A 16,141-nucleotide genomic window follows, 5' to 3' on the forward strand; every position below is an offset into this window, starting at 1 on the left:
GCGGCTTAAAGATCTGCCTCGTTCTCATTTCGGCAAGGAGGCTGAACTTCCACTGGATTTATCCAATGGAATCGACTCCTAAGCCCTGATATGGATGATTCCACTGGATTTATCCATTGTAATCGTCTCCCAAGCCTTGATATGGATGCTTCCATTGGATTTATCCAATGGAATCGACTCCTAAGCCCTGATATGGATGATTCCACTGGATTTATCCAATGGAATCGACTCCTAAGCCCTGATATGGATGATTCCACTGGATTTATCCATTGGAATCGACTCCTAAGCCCTGATATGGATGCTTCCATTGGATTTATCCATTGGAATCGACTCCTAAGCCCTGATATGGATGATTCCACTGGATTTATCCAATGGAAGCGTCCCCATATCCCTGATATGGATGCTTCCATTGGATTTATCCATTGGAATCGACTCCTAAGCCCTGATATGGATGCTTCCACTGGATTTATCCATTGGAATCGACTCCTAAGCCCTGATATGGATGCTTCCATTGGATTTATCCATTGGAATCGACTCCTAAGACCTGATTTGGATGCTTCCATTGGATTTATCCATTGGAATCGACTCCTAAGCCCTGATATGGATGCTTCCATTGGATTTATCCAATGGAATCGTCCCCAAAGCACTGATATGGATGATTCCACTGGATTTATCCAATGGAATCGTCCCCAAAGCACTGATATGGATGATTCCATTGGATTTATCCAATGGAATCGTCCCCTAAGCCCTGATATGGATGATTCCATTGGATTTATCCAATCAGATCTGGATCAGCTCAATCCCATCTATTCACGGTCCGCTAACAGCCTATTTGCTCCGTGAATGCAATAAACCTCGCTTTTCCAGAAGAGCCATCTGCTCTATTAGCATAACGCCGCTCAGATTGACGCTTAAATCCTCAGCTGGGTCAGGCGCAGTTGTCCACGATTTGCTAAACAGCTGACGCTGTTCGTCCCTGCCTGTTAGCCAGAGACTTTGAGCATTGGTTTCCAGCAGCTCCCGAGCCGCCGTCTGGCTTGGGTCAACCAACACCAAGTCCGCCAAGTATCGGATGAATATGCCTTTGAACAACCCGCCGTCTCCATTGCTCTCGCTAGGCAGCATCCCTGTGATCGGGCTTGCCAGCCTTTCCTGCGCCGCTTGCGCTGTTCTGGCAGCATCGGCCAAATACCTTTTATCACCTGTCACACGATAAAGTTCAACCCCTGCGCCAATATAAACCCCTTGGCAGTACGAGAATTCCCAGACTTTGTCGATGCGGCCATCACCTTCGCGATTTAGGCCATCCCAAACGAAGCCTGTGTCTGGATCAACGAGATTGGCCTTCTGCCAATCATAAATTTTTTGGGCCCATACCAAATCTTCCTCATGGCCGAATTTCTGATACAGCCTAGCGGCAAGAATGACGGCAGGGGCATTGGCTGGTGTATTTTTGTAATCAAGCTGCGGCTTGCGCCATGCAATGCCTCCGCCTTGCAGCTCATTCCAACCGGTTTGGATATCTGCCCAGAGAATAAGCGCTGCTTCTTTATATTTCTCCTCGCCTGTTGCTTCGAAAGCCCTAAGCCAAGCTAGTGCCAACCATTCCATATCGTCATAAAATTCATTAGGCCAAACCCCTGCATTACGATCCAGCATGCCTTGATACATACTTGATAAATAGCCTTTAGTCTCACTGCTGCCCGTTCGTACATACGCATCAACCAACGTATCTACGCCATGCGCCTGCCACCAATAATGAAACTTCTCATTGCACAAATCATTGCAGGGCGATAAATTATTGAATAAGTTCAATTTGCTGTTCCAATAATGCTCGATAAGCCCAGCCTGCGCCAATTCTGCTCGCTGCTCCCATGAACCTTTTCCCTGCTCTTGGCTCACTTTTGCCTCCGTTACTTTCTGTTCATTCGCCATTTTCTCCACTCCCCAACTTACTCCTAGTAGGACTCCGATTCCAACTGCCGCGAAGGCTGCTGCTCTGACAAGTCGAATTCTCACATGCTTCACCTGAAAGTCTGACATCCGAATTACCCTTTGGTCCCTGTAAAAGCGATCCCTTGCACAAAGTATTTTTGCAACAAAAGAAACAGAATCAAGATCGGTACTACTGCAATTAGAGCGCCTGCCATCAATGGGCCGAAATCAACCTGTTTGTTATAGGCAAAAGCAGCTAAGCCCAACTGAATGGTTTTCTTGGCGGGATCATTAAGCATAATGAGGGGCCCCAGAAAGCTGTTCCAGCCTGCCTGAAAAGTAAAGATGCCCAGCGTTGCGAGTGCCGGTTTCGCCAAAGGAATATAGATATTCCAGTAGATCCGAAACTCACCGCTTCCTTCAATGCGTGAAACTTCCTGCAAATCACTCGGCAGCGATACGAAAAATTGCCGCATAAAAAATACTGCAAAGGAACCCGATGCACCAGGTAAAATGATGGCCCAGAAAGAATTCAGCAAACCATTTCCGCCAGCGCCCGACCAATCATTTCCGCCCAGGAACGGCATATGTTTCAGCACAAAAAATTGCGGAATCAACGTTACAACACCGGGTATCATCAAGGCAGCGAGCAAGATTTTGAACAGCGTATCTCTCCCCGGAAAATGCAGCTTTGCAAAGGCATACCCGCTCAAGGAGCCGAGTAAGAGGTTAAACAAAACACCCATGAACGCCAGGTAAAAGGAATTCCAGAAATACAAGCCAAACGGCACGGTTTCAAACGCTTTGCGGTAATGGTCCATCGTCACACTGGACGGAAGCCACTGGATCGGCAATAGGAATATCTCTTCATCCGGGCGTATCGAAGTAATTAAACTCCAAACAAAAGGAACAACCATGACCATACAGACAGCGATGGAAATGATATACAAAATGGTTTTCTGCCAATAGCTTTGTTTCACGCTCCACCCCTCCTAAATCATGGCATCTTCTTCTTTGTTTAACTTCATATTGACCAATGAAAACACTAAGATGATCAGCGACAGGGCAAAAGCCATCGCATCCGCATACCCCATCTGAAGTTGCCCGAAGCCCTGCGTGTAGATATGATAAACCGTCGTTTTCGTCGAATTGGCCGGTCCGCCCTTCGTCAAAACAAAAGCTTGATCGAAGAGCTGGAGCGCCCCAATAATCGCCATCGTGCTGACAAAGAAGGTCGTCGGCCTGAGCGCAGGCCAAGTAATATAACGGAAGGATTGCCAGCCGTTGGCACCGTCAAGCTTCGCCGATTCATACAGATGCTCGGGAACGCCGTTCAATCCAGCTAAGTAAATCACCATATTGGCACCCACGGATTGCCAGAGGGTCACGAAAACGATAGAGATCATCGCATAGGGCATTTCGGCCAACCAGGAAGGGCCGGCAATACCGAACTTGCTCAAGATATCGTTAACCAAGCCGAACTCTGGATTCAGCAGCCAAATCCACACGGTTGCAGCCGCAACCCCGGATGTCAGCGTCGGCAAGTAGCCGGCTGTCCGAAAGAGCTTAACGCCAATGCGTTTGCGCATAAACAAGACCGCCAGCGATAAGGAAATCGCGATATTCAAAGGGATATAAAGCACCGAGTAATACAGCACATTTTTCAGAGTCGTCCAAAAGATGTTGTCATCTACCAAGCGCTTGTAGTTATCCAAGCCAACAAAATCGTTCTTGCTCACAATGTCATAATTCGTAAAACTTAAATAAAATGCCATAATGACCGGAATAACCGTAAAAATCACGAATAACAACAGGGTTGGGGTAATGAAAAAGTAGCCCATTCTTGCTTGATGACGACTGAGTTTGGTTATCGATGCCATAGGTACCCTCCTTGCCAAAAAAGGGGAAGGATCGCCTTCCCCAATGATGTCCAATTACTTGCCGGATGCGTTCTGCTCGAGCAATTTGTCTCCTTGTTCCTGCCCCTTCTTCAGTGCTGTCGCCGCATCCTGTTTGCCCTGAATGAACAGCTCAAGGTTAGGCATCAGGCCATCGACTTCCATAACGGAATAACCAGGATGCTGCGGGCGAATCTTCGCGAAATCCAGCGTATCCATGAATGGCTTCCAGAGCGGATCGTCCTTGAAGAACGGATCTTGCAGAGCCGGTTTGAAGCCTGGCAAATTCAAGCTTGTTTTGGCCCACAGCAGCGCGTTGTCTTTATTAGCCAACCACCACTTCTCGAACTCCCAAGCCTCGTCTTTGTGTTTGGAACCGGTCGGAATTACGAGTCCGAAGCCGCCCATTACACTTCCTTTGCCACCACTCGGACCTGTTGGAGGAGGGACAACCCCGAAATCAAGATCTTTCCCATATTTTTTGTATGTGGACAACATCCATGGACCCGTGTAGGTCATCGCGACTTTCCCTGTTACGAATGCGTCGGTGCCTTCGCCGAGACCTTTTTCAAAACCAACCTTGTAGACTTTATCCTTATTAATTAACTTATCCCAGAAATCCAGCACTTGCTTCCCTTGATCGGTGTTGAAGTTGGTTTTCTTCAAATCACTGGTCATCATTGTGCCGCCAGCTTGCTGCAGCCACATATTATACAAGCCGTTATCATTCATGCTCATGCCCGAGCGAACCAGCTTATCACCTTCCCAGATCGTTAGCTGTTTAGCTGCATTTTCCAATTCGTCCCATGTCTTTGGCGGCTGCAATCCTTTTTCGGCAAATAATTTCTTATTATAAAATAGTGCGCGAGCATCAACAGTCAACGGAAGTCCATACAATTTATCGCCGGAAGAAAGTTCTTTCAACGCTTCTTCGTAATAATCTCCCCGGTTGATGCCATCTTTTTTCACATACTCATCGATAGGCTGAAGCACATTTTTGGAAGCATACAACGAGGTTCGCCATCTGTCCCAAAACATAATATCCGGAGAACCGCCGGAGGTGGCTGCCGTCAGAAACTTCGTGATCATATCTTCTTGCAGCACATATTTCACTTTAATTCTGTCTTGAGACTTGTTGAAGGCATCCGCCATCATCACGAATTGCTTCTCGCCTTCGCCTCCCCAATCGCCCCAGAACGTAATTTCAACAGGGGCTTTTTTGGCAGCCGCAGCCGTAGTCGCAGGTGCTGCCGTGCTCTCAGGCTGCTTCGTTGTATTCGTCTGATCTGTTGCGGTTTTGGTCGTACATGCTGCCAGACTTAGCGAAAGTGAAACAGCGGTTATGACGGTCATCCATTTTTTCATGATCTTTCCTCCCTTTTATATGTAAAAAAGTAGTCATGAATTGCTATGTTACAAGGGGCTTCCCCCCACTATAACCATGCGGATTAAAGGAATTTCTTCAAGGAGAGCCCGCATACATCCAGCACCAATTCACTGAACATGGAGTTCGCCCAGGAGAACCAAGGTCGTGTGAACTGCCCTGCATCGTCAGCATGGAAGCCCTCGTGCATCAGTCCGGTGCCACCGTCTGTGGCCGCCAAAACATCCAGAATGCGCAGCTTCTCTTCCTGTGCGGAAGCCGTCAAGCCCTGCACAGCAAGGGCAATTGGCCAGATGTAACTTTCCGGTGTGTGAGGACTACCGACACCTTGGGCCTCTTTTCCCGCATAGAAATAGGGATTATCTTCACTTAGAATAAAGCTTCGTGTCCGCTGATACATAGGGTCGGATTCTGCTGCGTACCCCAGATAAGGAATTGAGAGCAAGCTCGGCACATTGGCATCATCCATCAGATGAACGTTGCCAAAACCATCAGCTTCATAAGCATATATGGAACCAAATTTCGGATGTTCCGTTATCCCGTAAACGGCAATGCCCTTATTGATCTCCGCTGCCAGATGCAATGCTTCTCTCTGCACTCCCGCGTCTTGCCAAATTTGCTCCGCGATTTCTGCGATATAACCAAGCACCACAACGGCAAACATGTTGGATGGAATCAAATAGCCATATGTACAGGCATCATCACTGGGACGGAAGCCCGACCACGTCATCCCGGTATAACGGACAGGACTGCCCAAGCCCGCTCTGCTCAATGTATCTGTAGGCGGACAATTGGATCTTTGGAAGCGGTACGGCGACTTTGCTTCATGCTCTTGTTCCACTTTCCACAATTGCAGAATCGTGAGAACAACTGAGCGATACGCATCGCTGAATTGCGCGGTTCTACCCGTCGCTTTCCAGTGCAAGTAGCTGAGCTGGATCGGATAACAAAGCGAATCAATCTCATACTTCCGTTCCCAAACCCATGGATTCATCTGTGTGTGATCCTGCTGATGCCCAGCACCGTTCGGACCTTTGTTAAAAGCATTCGCATAAGGATCCAAAGCGATATAGGCGATTTGCCGCTCAATAACGCCCGAAATCATATTTGCAAATTCAGCGTCCTTATCTGCAAGCAGCAGGTATGTTCGAACCTGTGCAGATGAATCGCGCAGCCACATCGCAGGAATATCACCTGTAATCACGAATGTCGAACCATCCTCTTCGCGTTGAATCGTTGTCTGATACGTGTTCGTGAAACATTCGCGAAACATCGCTGCCAGCTTAGGTCTCTCCATTTTCAGCAACTCATCATTTACAAAATCAATGAGATTGCACATCGATTCAGGTAACCGTGTTGTTTGCGTCATCGGGTGATTCATCTCCTTAAAATTTACAATAAAACGCTTACATTTATGATTATAGAGGACGGATAAACATTATGTCAATATGTATTTATTATATTATTTACATACCATTTAATTTAAATGATATATTAACATAAAAGAAAGAGACTGCTAGATTAGCAGTCCCTTTTGTTTGATACGCGTTATGGGCTCTCACATTTGGCCGGCCCAGTGGAATCCCCGATGATCAACTTGGCGTCCAAGCTAGTTTTGTTTGCGACCTTTTCGCCGCGTTTCAGCTTTAATACATTCTCAACGGCCAGCTTGCCGATTTCTTCTTCACTTTGAATCAAGTGCGTAAAACGGTAACCGCTCCCTAGGGTAGTAGGCGGGCTATCAAAACAAATAATCGATATATCTGCTGGGATCTGCAGCCCCATCTGCTCCACGGCAGCCTTGGCCAACAGCGCTATATTGTACTCAATGGCAAATAAAGCCGTAATCTGCGGATGATTGCGCAAGTGATCCACGATCATTCGAATATCCTGATCAATATTAGGCTGATGAAAGGAATTCGGAAGCGTGGAGGTGATTTCATCCAGCCATAATGACCGATCCACAATCACGCCACGCTCTGCATGCGCACGAACGAAGCCTTCAATGCGGTCTTCAACTGCCGTCGTATCCATTGGCGGAGGCGTGAGCAAACAAATCTGCTTATGACCCAAATCCAGTAAATAATCCACACCCGCACGCGCAGCGCTGATGTTATCCGTGCTGATCGAAGCCGCCGCAACCCCTTTGAGATGCCGGTCCACCAGTACTAAAGGGAATTGTTGGATGACTAATTTCAAAATTTCAGCATTATAGAACTCCCCTTGCGCAGGAAGCACAATAATCCCATCCACACCTAAATCCATAAATGTGCGAATCGCCTTCTCTTCATTCTCTGGCACGCCAAATGAGCGGCGCAGCACGAGAAAACTTTCATGCTCAGCAGATGCGCGTTCCATGCCATAAATCATTGCTGTCCCAAATGTATTGCCAAAATCCGTCATAACCAAACCAATCAGCGTATGTCTAGCCCTATCGTCGGCTGGATCCGTTTCTGGCACGGCTGCGCCTTCTTCCGCAACAAACGAGCCTCTCCCCGGCTTCCGCACGATCAGACCAACCTCCGCCAGCATCTCCAGCGCTTTCTTGCTCGTGATACGGCTCACATTATATTCATCAGCCAATTCCTTCTCTGAAGGAACACGGTCTCCAATATTGTATTTCCGTTGTAATATTTCTTCTCTTAACGTTTCATAGATCCTCTCATAAATGGGTCTTGAATCTGTTGACATGCGCCCCACCCCCTATGCCCTAACAAATGTTATATCATACAATATAAATAATATATCATGTTATATGGGTTTTGGGAAGAATGAATCGTATGGATCTAACACTAAACCTCGCCCCAATAAACAAGCGTCTCATAGTCAAAATGCACAACACCCTCTTGATTCGTCCGCTCATATATCAGCTTTAACTCGGCGATCATCGGTTCATAATTTGCATGCCCTGGCATGGGACTATAGGACGATGATAGCAGTCTGCCCTCGAGTGCCACGGCGTCCAGCGCTTGACTCATCTTGAACTGTGCTTGGTTCATAGCATCCTGCTTGAAAAACAACGCTAACTGTTCCGGAGACACATTTTTGTACTTCACTTGCTCATAGTCGGTTCCGAATGTTTGAAGCAAGTGCTCGTAGGATTCGAGAAACGGCGTGCCGCTTGTTAAGCGTGCGTTCCAGATAAGGATCACTTGACCGCCTGGTTTTAAAATCCGGCGAAACTCAGCCTTCGTCGCTGCACGGTCAAACCAATGAAAAGACTGCGCGCAAACGATAAAATCGACAGACTGATCAGCCAGCCCCGTTGCTTCCGCCGATCCAGACACCGCCTGAAAATTCGGCTGATCAGCCAGCGATTGTATGGCAGCAGAGCGCATAGCCTGATTCGGCTCAACCGCAGTAACAAGACTGCCGCGTTCCAGCAGAAGACTCGAGAAAATGCCTGTTCCTGCTCCGACATCCGCAACCTTGCTCCCCGCTTGCAGACCAACAACTGTGTACAAATAATCCATCATTGCCAATGGATAGGTCGGGCGATATTTCACATAAACATCTACCCGATTCGAAAAACGTTCTGTATTCTCCATCGTTAACACGCTCCCTGTTTTATGAATGCTGCCCATATTCCAGAAACTCCAAACGATTTCCAAACGGATCATGCAGATAAAAACGTTGAACGCCTTCATCAACTCTAACTGCATCATCGACCACTGTCATGTTATGCGTAATCAAATGTTCTCGAAGAGCTGCTAGATGCTTTACGGCAAAAGCAGGGTGGGCTTTGGCCGAGGGCGTGAAATCCTTCTGCACACCTACATGCAGTTGATGCGTCCCGCACGCGAACCAAACACCGCCGCGGCTTTTTAAGCCTTCTGGCTTGGCGATTTCCTTCCAGCCTAACAAATCAGCGAAGAATTCTCTCGCCACTTGTTCACAACCCTCAGGCGCAGCGAGCTGCACATGGTCGATGCCCAAAATAGCATAGGACATAGCGTCACCACCTCATTAGATTTGTTTAGTTTCATTAGATGAAAACAAGTTTCATTACTCAACTTAATTCTAATGGATTTGCGGCCGAAAAGCTACATTTGCTTTTCGTTTTTTTACGGCAGCTCCCTTTCGCAGGCTAAAGATTGCTGCTCATGTAGAATTGCCACAGACATAAGAAAAGCGGCTTTACCGCCTAAGAGATGTGCGTCTTCATAGCTGTTTTCAGCAATCTAGCTGATCCTTGTTCCCTTTGGGCTTGGCATGACCGAGAGCGTCGTGTGAAAAGGAACTATGATCCTCTATATGGCGGGAAATGGGGGAAACGTAGCCTGAAAGGGAACTGAGATCCGCTATTTCAGCGGAACCTGCTGATTCCAACCGGGAAACGGTGACATAGCGGATCGTAGTTCCCTCTGGCGTGGAATATGGCGGTTTTCAGCATTATAGCGTACTGTAGTTCCCTCAAACTCGCTATCCTGACACTTTTTGCTAGTATCGCAGCTTGACGTTCCCTTAATGCTGGGCCAGCTCCCCACCGACCCAAAAACATATACGAAAAACCTAGCCAGAGGCTAGGTTCTCACAATTGCATGTTCTGCAGTTGAATAGACAAGTTGAATAGTCCTAGGACAGCCTTGCGACTGCACGCCTACAACAAATGAAACTGCGTTGTATCCTTGCCTTTCAGACTATAACGTTGATAGTGCTGGTAGTGGGCTTTGTACAAATCGCCATTCTTGCTTGGCGAATATGTTAAGTAAAGCTGTTTGCGACTGACATCCGACACATTCGCTCCACTTTGGTGCGGTGTAAAGGAGTGGAAGATAATGATATCCCCCGGATTTGTTTCTACAATAACTCCGGTACTGAGATCTATCTCGGCAATTTCTTCCGCATTCATATTCCGCAGCTCGCCTGGCGTAGAGCGCAACCTTTCATGATAGCCAGGGAACAATTCAAGCCCGCCATTAACTGTTGTAGCTCCATCGATCGCTACCATGACGGAAATCAAACCTTCGATCGGGAATCCTTGCCACCAGGAAGCATCTTGATGCATGGAATAACCATTTGCTCCCGGCAGCTTGAAGATCAATTTATCCTTGAATAGCGTCGGTTCATCCAAATAGATGTCTCGAAGCGGAGCCAAAATGCGTTCATCTTTCACGAGATCTGCAAATACGGCGGAAATATCATGAACGGGGTCCAAGCGCTCAATAGCCAATCGGCCATCCGCATAGGATTTGTGCCCTGCTCGAATATTGAACTTATTCGTATAGGCTTCTAACGTTAGCAGTTGGTCGCATTCGGATTGAATCACTTTTGCTTCTTGCTCTGAAAACACGCCTCGCAGTACGATATACCCCTGCTCGTTATATGTTTGCAATTGCTCTTCCGTCAAAATATTCAAGGATTTTTGTTTCATAGTAAATCATCCTCCATTTGTTTTTTTGCCGTTTCACTCATGTGATCGACTTGTTTATAACCTAATAATAAAGCCACTTCTTTCTTTTATCCATGCACTAGGTTATACTATTTCATATACTTTTTTGCATGATTCGGAGGCAATCTTATGAGTTGGAAAATAACCCTTAAACGCTACTATTTCGGGAAAGAACGCGAACAATTTTCGCTTGGGGAGGATACCTATTCAGGCTGGTGTATGCTTGCCGCCGATTCGGGCCGGTTCAACTTTTCATTCGCAGAGGATAGTCAGAGTGAGCAGACAGCCGAGTTCGGTGAACTGGTCTTTTGTCCTCCGGGTCAAACCTTCAAGCGACATGCGTTGGAGCGAATCTCCTTTCATTTTGCCGAATTTCTGGTTGAAGGTCCCTGGCAGCTTCCGAGCAAAGTACGCATGATGGATGTCGGCAGACTCAGCTCAACTTTTCGTTATTTGCAGGAATGGCAGGATGAGGATAGCAGTGAACAGGACACTGCGGATGCCCAGCATCTACTAGAGGACTTGCTGTTCATGGTCCACCAAGAACGGGTGAAAACAGAACGCAAACCGTCCAGTTCCCTCGATCCTTTAATGAACCGCGCTGCCGCTTTTTTGGAATCTCATGCTCTCGATCACCGATTGTCCTTGCAGGAACTGGCTGGTACCTTAGGCATTGGCGCTTCCCAGCTCACCCGCAGGTTTCAAGTCACTTTCGGCATGTCTCCTGTTAGGTACTTAACCCGTGTCCGCCTGTCCCGAGCCCGTTTGCTGCTCATTGAAACCACTGATACACTGGATGCCATCGCCGAACAATGCGGCTTTCAAAATGCTTTCTATTTCAGCCGCGTATTCTCGCAGCACATGCAAATAAGCCCTTCGGCTTACCGAAGGACTTTCCGTGTGTAATTATCGCGTTGAGCTTTTGCAAATCCCTCGCGATGGCGGTTCTATTTGATAATCAAAACTGGACAATGTGCATGCTGAATCACGCCGTGACTGACACTGCCAAGTAAAATTTCGGACATCAACCCAACGCCGCGGCTGCCCATCACAATCAGGTCGCACTTGTTATAATCAGCCATATAACAAATAACACTCGCCGGATCACCTGTCTTGGTATCGATTGTGAAATTCACATTGGAAGCCGCTAATTTGGCCGCAGCTGGTTGAATCACCTGTCGGTCTTGATCCTCCATATTATCGTACATGACAACCCCCATCGTGGGTTCATTCAGCGTCAACAGTTGACTTACATATAGAATGGTCAGTTTTGTTTCTGGGGATAATGTTTGTGCTAAAGCGATGGCATGCTCAAGGGCACGATCTGCCTGCTGCGAGCCGTCAATGGGAACAAGAATGTGTTTGTACATGTGAATTCCTCCTTATAATTTTAACATTTACGTAAACGTTACATTTGAAATGCAATGAAAACGATAATTAATGACCTTCGACTTGATCCACATGCTGTACGTGCCGGCGATTGAGCCAAACATAGATCACAGATACCAGAACAAAACTACCGCCAACGATGAACGGAACGTGCGGATTGTACCATTCCGCTAATTTACCTGCCAGCCACGGCGCGGCTGCTGCTCCAAGAAATCGGAGGAAGCTGTATGCCGCAGAAGCCGTAGAACGCTCTACTTGCGCAGCATTCATCACTGCTGTAGTGATTAATGTATTGTTATTACCCAGAAATGCGCCCGCTAAAACAACCGCGACAATAATTACCTCTTTGGTCGAAGTCCAAATGCCCATGACCATCAGCGTCACAGCGAACAACAGTAATTGAACACACATTGACTTCACAGTTCCATAGCGCTTTTGCAGTCTCGGGGCCATGAACACGGAGGTAATTGCGAGCAACAAACCCCAGCCGAGGAAGACGTAACCCAGACCACGCTCCTTTAATCCCATATAAAATGGCGAATACGCCAGTAGGGTAAAGAAACCGAAATTATAGAGAAATGCGGTTATCCCAAAAATGCGCAGCGGCCGATGTTTAAGCGCACGGAACGGGTCCAGAATCGACGTTTTCTTCGCAGTTGCCGGAGCCTTTGATTTTGGCATAACGAACGCGATGAAGAGAAATGCTACTATCATGAGGACCGCAACGCCGAAGAATGGTCCTCTCCAAGAAATCGACCCAAGCTCCCCTCCAAGCAAGGGGCCGACAGAAATGCCAAGACCAATCGCTGTTTCAAACAAAATAATCGATTGAGCAACTCCAGTTCGAGACAATGAAACAATCGCGGACAGCGCAGTAGCAACGAAAAGTGCGTTCCCGAGCCCCCAACCGCCGCGCAGCCAAACGAGCTGCCAGATGCCATTGGAGCTGCCGCCAAGCGCAGCGAAAATCGCAATGATCACGATACCTGCCAGCAGTGTCCCTTTCATCCCTAAGCGCGAGGAAATGACCCCGGTGATGAGCATCGCTACAGCCATAACTAAATTGTAGCTGGTAAATAACATCGTTACATCGCTGTGTGATGCATTTAACTTATGGGCAATCGCGGGCAAAATAGGATCGACAAGCCCCAAACCCATAAAAGCAATAATGCTGGCAAAGGCCACTGCCCATACTGCCTTAGGTTGATTAAACATATTCGATTTATGTGACTGAGGTTCCATGATGTTCGTATACTCCTTTCTTACTCGTTTAATTTGTTCAAAGCATCTTGCACACTTTGATATCTAACCTCTGTGGCTTGACGGATATCTGCAATCTTCGCGAGCTTTTGATCAATGATTTCAAGCTGCCTGGCCACAATTCGCTCGATGTCCTGAAGATCCTGTCTCTTCTGCTCGACATCCTCTGTATGCAAATATTCTTGATGACGCTGAGCAAGTCGATTGCTGATTGAAACAAAATCCTGAATTTCCTGCAAAGTAAATCCTAGTACATCACGCGCATTCACAATTTGCTTTAACTGATCAATATGATCTCTCGTGTACAATCGAGTGCCGCCATCACTCCGATCCGGTGCAGAAAGCAAACCGATCTCCTCATAGTAGCGAATTGTCCGTTTCGTCAAACCACATTCTTTTGCTACATCATCGATTTTGAAATTGTCCATGAGTTGCTCCCTTCTAGTGCTTATGCTGTTATCATAATCCTTTTTAACGTTAACGTCAACGTTATATTTATTGCATGGAGAGCCAGTGAAGCGACAGCACTAAATAGGGTTGGGCGTGCTTTCGCAGCGTCCAACCCTAAAGCTACATTAACTCACTTCACTTCGAAGTACTGTGTTCATCATGTTAACATGGATGATACCTTTTATACATCACTTGTCATAGTGTGAGGCCAGTTGCTTTTGACTAGGATTCCCTGAAATTGCATCCAAATGTGGATTGGAACGTATACAAACTCAAAGGAGTTGTAACTATCATGAATGACCCTATACCGTTGAATCAACCGGAAACACATCATGAGCTTAGGCAAGCCCTCCATGACATAGAAGCTTGGGAAGCTGAGCAAAAAGATCTTTGGTTTTGGGAAAAAATCGGACGAATTCCCTTTCAGCTGCTGGACCGCTTGACACCGAAATTTCTGAACAAGAAAATTGGCGAGGCACTGGACGAAATCGGAAATTATTTGCAAGCCGGAGGCCGCTATCTGATTTCGGAGAAGAGCACCTTGAGACATATCGAGAACGTACGACTGCGTCATGAAGGTTTTGAAACGGATGAACTGACCGTAGACAAGGTACGATTGCTCCCCCTGTCTATCCTGGATCAAACCGCAGATGAAATCATCCAAAGCAGTACCAAATTCGCCACGCTCCAAGGCGCAACAACGGGAATTGGCGGAATCATTACGCTCGCGATCGATATTCCCGCCATCCTCGGCTTATCTTTGAAAACCATCCAGGAGCTGGCGATCTGCTACGGGTATGACCCCAACGACAAGCAGGAACGCATTTTCACAATCAAATGCCTGCAGTTCTCTTCCTCCGATATCGTTGGCAAAAAGGCCATCCTCGACGAGTTGGCCAATTATGCGGCAATCGATAAGAAGAACACCCAGATGATCTCTCAACTTCAAGGCTGGCGCGAGGTGTTCCTGACTTATCGCGATAACTGGGGCTGGAAAAAGCTTTTCCAGCTGGTTCCAATCGCCGGCATCCTATTCGGGGCATGGATCAACCGCGGTACCCTCAAGGATGTGGGCGAGGCCGCAAAAATGTTGTATAAAAAGCGGCGGATTCTTGCGCGATTGCAGCAGATTGAAGGTTGATATCCTGAAACCAGCGAAACCTTCTGGCGTACTAAATAACAGAAAACCAAAAGGAGGAATGACAAGTGCTTAAATATTTGCTTCGCAAATTATTGGGATCTCTGCTGCATTCCAAACGCAGACCGTATCGCCGCCACAGCAGCAGTTATCACAACGTCTATCCGAATCGCCGCCACTCCTCATCCGACAACTACTCCTCATATGGTCATCAGCAAGGGCAGCGTTATTATAAAAATAGACATCATAGCTCAAGTTAACCCAAGCCGCGAAAGTGGCTTTTTTTGTTCCTCACTGCCTCAAAGCAGCGTCCAAATCACTAATCAGAGCTTGCGCATCCCCATAAGCCGGATCGATTTGTAGCAATTTACGAATGAGTTGTTTCGTCTGCACCGATAGCTGCAATTCCTCTTCCCAACCCACAGCGTCATTCGCACTAACCGTTTCGGGCACATAAGCCGAATAAAGCATAAAAAGCAAAAAATGACCGATCGCATACAAATCCGAGATGACATTTACCGTCTTTCGCTTTCTTTGCTCCTCATCTACGCCGATTTCTGCGAACCCAGGCTCCCCTAAACGCGATGCTAAGCCAAAATCGATTAAATGAATACGTTCCCCTTGAAGAATCACGTTAGGGATTCGAATATCTAGGTGTACGATCCCTTGCTCGTGCAAATATTGCACAATATCCATTAATCTGCGAATAAAGCCTAACGCCTCTTTTTCTCCAAAGACAACGCCTTGTTCAAAAATCAAATCTTCGATCGTTTGCCCGCTGACATATTCGGTTATCATAAATAGCCGCCGTTTGCCTGCTCGGAACGATGACACACATTTCGGTATGGACGGATGATCCAACTGGCCCATGATCTCCATTTCGCGCTGCAAAAGCTGCTGTCCCAGAAGCCCCTTGCTTGGCTTCGCTTGCTTCAGCACGATCTCCCGCGAGCTCGCCAGCTCTCGGCACAAGTACGTCAAACCGTAGCTGCCCATCCCAAGGAAGCGCTCAATCCGATAGCGATTTTGCAGCACTTTTCCCACGCGTTGCGGATAATCAATCCAAGTCCCGTACGCACTTTTCCAGTAAGTCAGCAATGTCAGGATACCTCCGTCCCCTAATTCTATTAGGTAAATCATACCTGATGAAAGGAACTTAATAAACCTAGCCGCTGGGATAGCTCCAACTGCTTCCCTATGAAGGGTTAGTTGGAAAACATCCTGCTAAATTCATCCAAACTCACTTCTTCTGCCGTCCTACATGGAAAAGCTCCAGCTATTTGCAGCCATTCTCG

17 protein-coding genes are annotated in these 16,141 nt (G+C 47.2%); 4 read left to right on the plus strand and 13 right to left on the minus strand.

The window, feature by feature from the left end:
- Positions 1–141: 141 nt before the first annotated feature.
- Positions 142–843, plus strand: a complete 702-nt coding sequence (locus tag LOZ80_RS18940) for a hypothetical protein (RefSeq protein ID WP_238172777.1) — start codon at positions 142–144, stop codon at positions 841–843.
- Here LOZ80_RS18940 and LOZ80_RS18945 read toward each other — a convergent pair.
- From LOZ80_RS18945 to LOZ80_RS18985, 9 genes are all read right to left on the minus strand, one after another.
- Entirely contained in the window at positions 829–2,043 is a 1,215-nt protein-coding gene (locus LOZ80_RS18945) for a glycoside hydrolase family 76 protein (RefSeq protein ID WP_238172778.1), read from the minus strand. The genes LOZ80_RS18940 and LOZ80_RS18945 overlap by 15 nt on opposite strands.
- A gap of 5 nt (positions 2,044–2,048) precedes the next feature.
- Positions 2,049–2,858, minus strand: coding sequence for a carbohydrate ABC transporter permease (locus tag LOZ80_RS18950; protein ID WP_238173038.1), 810 nt, complete (start codon positions 2,856–2,858; stop codon positions 2,049–2,051).
- A gap of 69 nt (positions 2,859–2,927) precedes the next feature.
- Positions 2,928–3,815: a carbohydrate ABC transporter permease gene (locus LOZ80_RS18955; protein ID WP_238172779.1), complete on the minus strand. Its 888-nt coding sequence runs from the start codon at positions 3,813–3,815 to the stop codon at positions 2,928–2,930.
- 54 nt (positions 3,816–3,869) lie between these two features.
- Positions 3,870–5,198 (minus strand): ABC transporter substrate-binding protein, encoded by a 1,329-nt coding sequence (locus LOZ80_RS18960; protein WP_238172780.1) that lies wholly within the window; start codon positions 5,196–5,198, stop codon positions 3,870–3,872.
- An 83-nt stretch (positions 5,199–5,281) separates the two neighbouring features.
- Positions 5,282–6,586, minus strand: a complete 1,305-nt coding sequence (locus LOZ80_RS18965) for a glycoside hydrolase family 125 protein (RefSeq protein WP_238172781.1) — start codon at positions 6,584–6,586, stop codon at positions 5,282–5,284.
- A 179-nt stretch (positions 6,587–6,765) separates the two neighbouring features.
- Complete coding sequence (locus tag LOZ80_RS18970) at positions 6,766–7,908, minus strand: GntR family transcriptional regulator (RefSeq protein WP_238172782.1); 1,143 nt, start codon at positions 7,906–7,908, stop codon at positions 6,766–6,768.
- A 101-nt stretch (positions 7,909–8,009) separates the two neighbouring features.
- Positions 8,010–8,765, minus strand: coding sequence for a class I SAM-dependent methyltransferase (locus tag LOZ80_RS18975; protein WP_238173039.1), 756 nt, complete (start codon positions 8,763–8,765; stop codon positions 8,010–8,012).
- A 19-nt stretch (positions 8,766–8,784) separates the two neighbouring features.
- On the minus strand, positions 8,785–9,168 hold the full coding sequence (locus LOZ80_RS18980) for a VOC family protein (protein WP_238172783.1): 384 nt from the start codon (positions 9,166–9,168) through the stop codon (positions 8,785–8,787).
- Between the two features lie 649 nt (positions 9,169–9,817).
- The gene (locus tag LOZ80_RS18985) at positions 9,818–10,591 is read right to left on the minus strand and encodes a phytanoyl-CoA dioxygenase family protein (protein WP_238172784.1); all 774 of its coding nucleotides are present in this window, start codon (positions 10,589–10,591) and stop codon (positions 9,818–9,820) included.
- A 147-nt stretch (positions 10,592–10,738) separates the two neighbouring features.
- Between LOZ80_RS18985 and LOZ80_RS18990 the strand changes: the two genes are divergently transcribed.
- Complete coding sequence (locus tag LOZ80_RS18990) at positions 10,739–11,515, plus strand: helix-turn-helix domain-containing protein (protein WP_238172785.1); 777 nt, start codon at positions 10,739–10,741, stop codon at positions 11,513–11,515.
- Positions 11,516–11,556: 41 nt separating this feature from the next.
- Here LOZ80_RS18990 and LOZ80_RS18995 read toward each other — a convergent pair whose 3' ends face one another.
- From LOZ80_RS18995 to LOZ80_RS19005, 3 genes are all read right to left on the minus strand, one after another.
- Complete coding sequence (locus LOZ80_RS18995) at positions 11,557–11,979, minus strand: universal stress protein (protein ID WP_238172786.1); 423 nt, start codon at positions 11,977–11,979, stop codon at positions 11,557–11,559.
- 67 nt (positions 11,980–12,046) lie between these two features.
- Complete coding sequence (locus LOZ80_RS19000; RefSeq protein WP_238172787.1) at positions 12,047–13,240, minus strand: MFS transporter; 1,194 nt, start codon at positions 13,238–13,240, stop codon at positions 12,047–12,049.
- Between the two features lie 20 nt (positions 13,241–13,260).
- Positions 13,261–13,686 (minus strand): helix-turn-helix domain-containing protein, encoded by a 426-nt coding sequence (locus tag LOZ80_RS19005; RefSeq protein WP_238172788.1) that lies wholly within the window; start codon positions 13,684–13,686, stop codon positions 13,261–13,263.
- A gap of 314 nt (positions 13,687–14,000) precedes the next feature.
- On the opposite strand from LOZ80_RS19005, the gene LOZ80_RS19010 reads away from it, so the two are divergent.
- Both LOZ80_RS19010 and LOZ80_RS19015 read left to right on the plus strand, forming a co-directional pair.
- A complete protein-coding gene (locus LOZ80_RS19010) occupies positions 14,001–14,849 on the plus strand; it encodes an EcsC family protein (protein WP_238172789.1) in 849 nt (282 codons plus the stop codon).
- A 65-nt stretch (positions 14,850–14,914) separates the two neighbouring features.
- Positions 14,915–15,106: a hypothetical protein gene (locus LOZ80_RS19015; protein ID WP_238172790.1), complete on the plus strand. Its 192-nt coding sequence runs from the start codon at positions 14,915–14,917 to the stop codon at positions 15,104–15,106.
- Positions 15,107–15,137: 31 nt separating this feature from the next.
- Here the strand turns inward: LOZ80_RS19015 and LOZ80_RS19020 are convergent, their stop codons facing one another.
- Complete coding sequence (locus LOZ80_RS19020; protein WP_238172791.1) at positions 15,138–15,944, minus strand: serine/threonine protein kinase; 807 nt, start codon at positions 15,942–15,944, stop codon at positions 15,138–15,140.
- Positions 15,945–16,141: the final 197 nt, after the last annotated feature.

The organism is Paenibacillus sp. HWE-109, assembly GCF_022163125.1.
Classification (GTDB): Bacteria; Bacillota; Bacilli; order Paenibacillales; family NBRC-103111; genus Paenibacillus_E.

Coding starts and splice junctions, on each gene's coding strand:
- LOZ80_RS18990 (WP_238172785.1), top strand. CDS start 10,739: ATGAGTTGGAAAATAACCCTTAAACGCTACTATTTCGGGAAAGAACGC.
- LOZ80_RS18975 (WP_238173039.1), bottom strand. CDS start 8,765: ATGGAGAATACAGAACGTTTTTCGAATCGGGTAGATGTTTATGTGAAA.
- LOZ80_RS18960 (WP_238172780.1), bottom strand. CDS start 5,198: ATGAAAAAATGGATGACCGTCATAACCGCTGTTTCACTTTCGCTAAGT.
- LOZ80_RS19005 (WP_238172788.1), bottom strand. CDS start 13,686: ATGGACAATTTCAAAATCGATGATGTAGCAAAAGAATGTGGTTTGACG.
- LOZ80_RS19000 (WP_238172787.1), bottom strand. CDS start 13,240: ATGGAACCTCAGTCACATAAATCGAATATGTTTAATCAACCTAAGGCA.
- LOZ80_RS18940 (WP_238172777.1), top strand. CDS start 142: ATGGATGCTTCCATTGGATTTATCCAATGGAATCGACTCCTAAGCCCT.
- LOZ80_RS18980 (WP_238172783.1), bottom strand. CDS start 9,168: ATGTCCTATGCTATTTTGGGCATCGACCATGTGCAGCTCGCTGCGCCT.
- LOZ80_RS18985 (WP_238172784.1), bottom strand. CDS start 10,591: ATGAAACAAAAATCCTTGAATATTTTGACGGAAGAGCAATTGCAAACA.
- LOZ80_RS18970 (WP_238172782.1), bottom strand. CDS start 7,908: ATGTCAACAGATTCAAGACCCATTTATGAGAGGATCTATGAAACGTTA.
- LOZ80_RS18965 (WP_238172781.1), bottom strand. CDS start 6,586: ATGACGCAAACAACACGGTTACCTGAATCGATGTGCAATCTCATTGAT.
- LOZ80_RS18995 (WP_238172786.1), bottom strand. CDS start 11,979: ATGTACAAACACATTCTTGTTCCCATTGACGGCTCGCAGCAGGCAGAT.
- LOZ80_RS18955 (WP_238172779.1), bottom strand. CDS start 3,815: ATGGCATCGATAACCAAACTCAGTCGTCATCAAGCAAGAATGGGCTAC.
- LOZ80_RS18950 (WP_238173038.1), bottom strand. CDS start 2,858: ATGGTCATGGTTGTTCCTTTTGTTTGGAGTTTAATTACTTCGATACGC.
- LOZ80_RS19010 (WP_238172789.1), top strand. CDS start 14,001: ATGAATGACCCTATACCGTTGAATCAACCGGAAACACATCATGAGCTT.
- LOZ80_RS18945 (WP_238172778.1), bottom strand. CDS start 2,043: ATGTCAGACTTTCAGGTGAAGCATGTGAGAATTCGACTTGTCAGAGCA.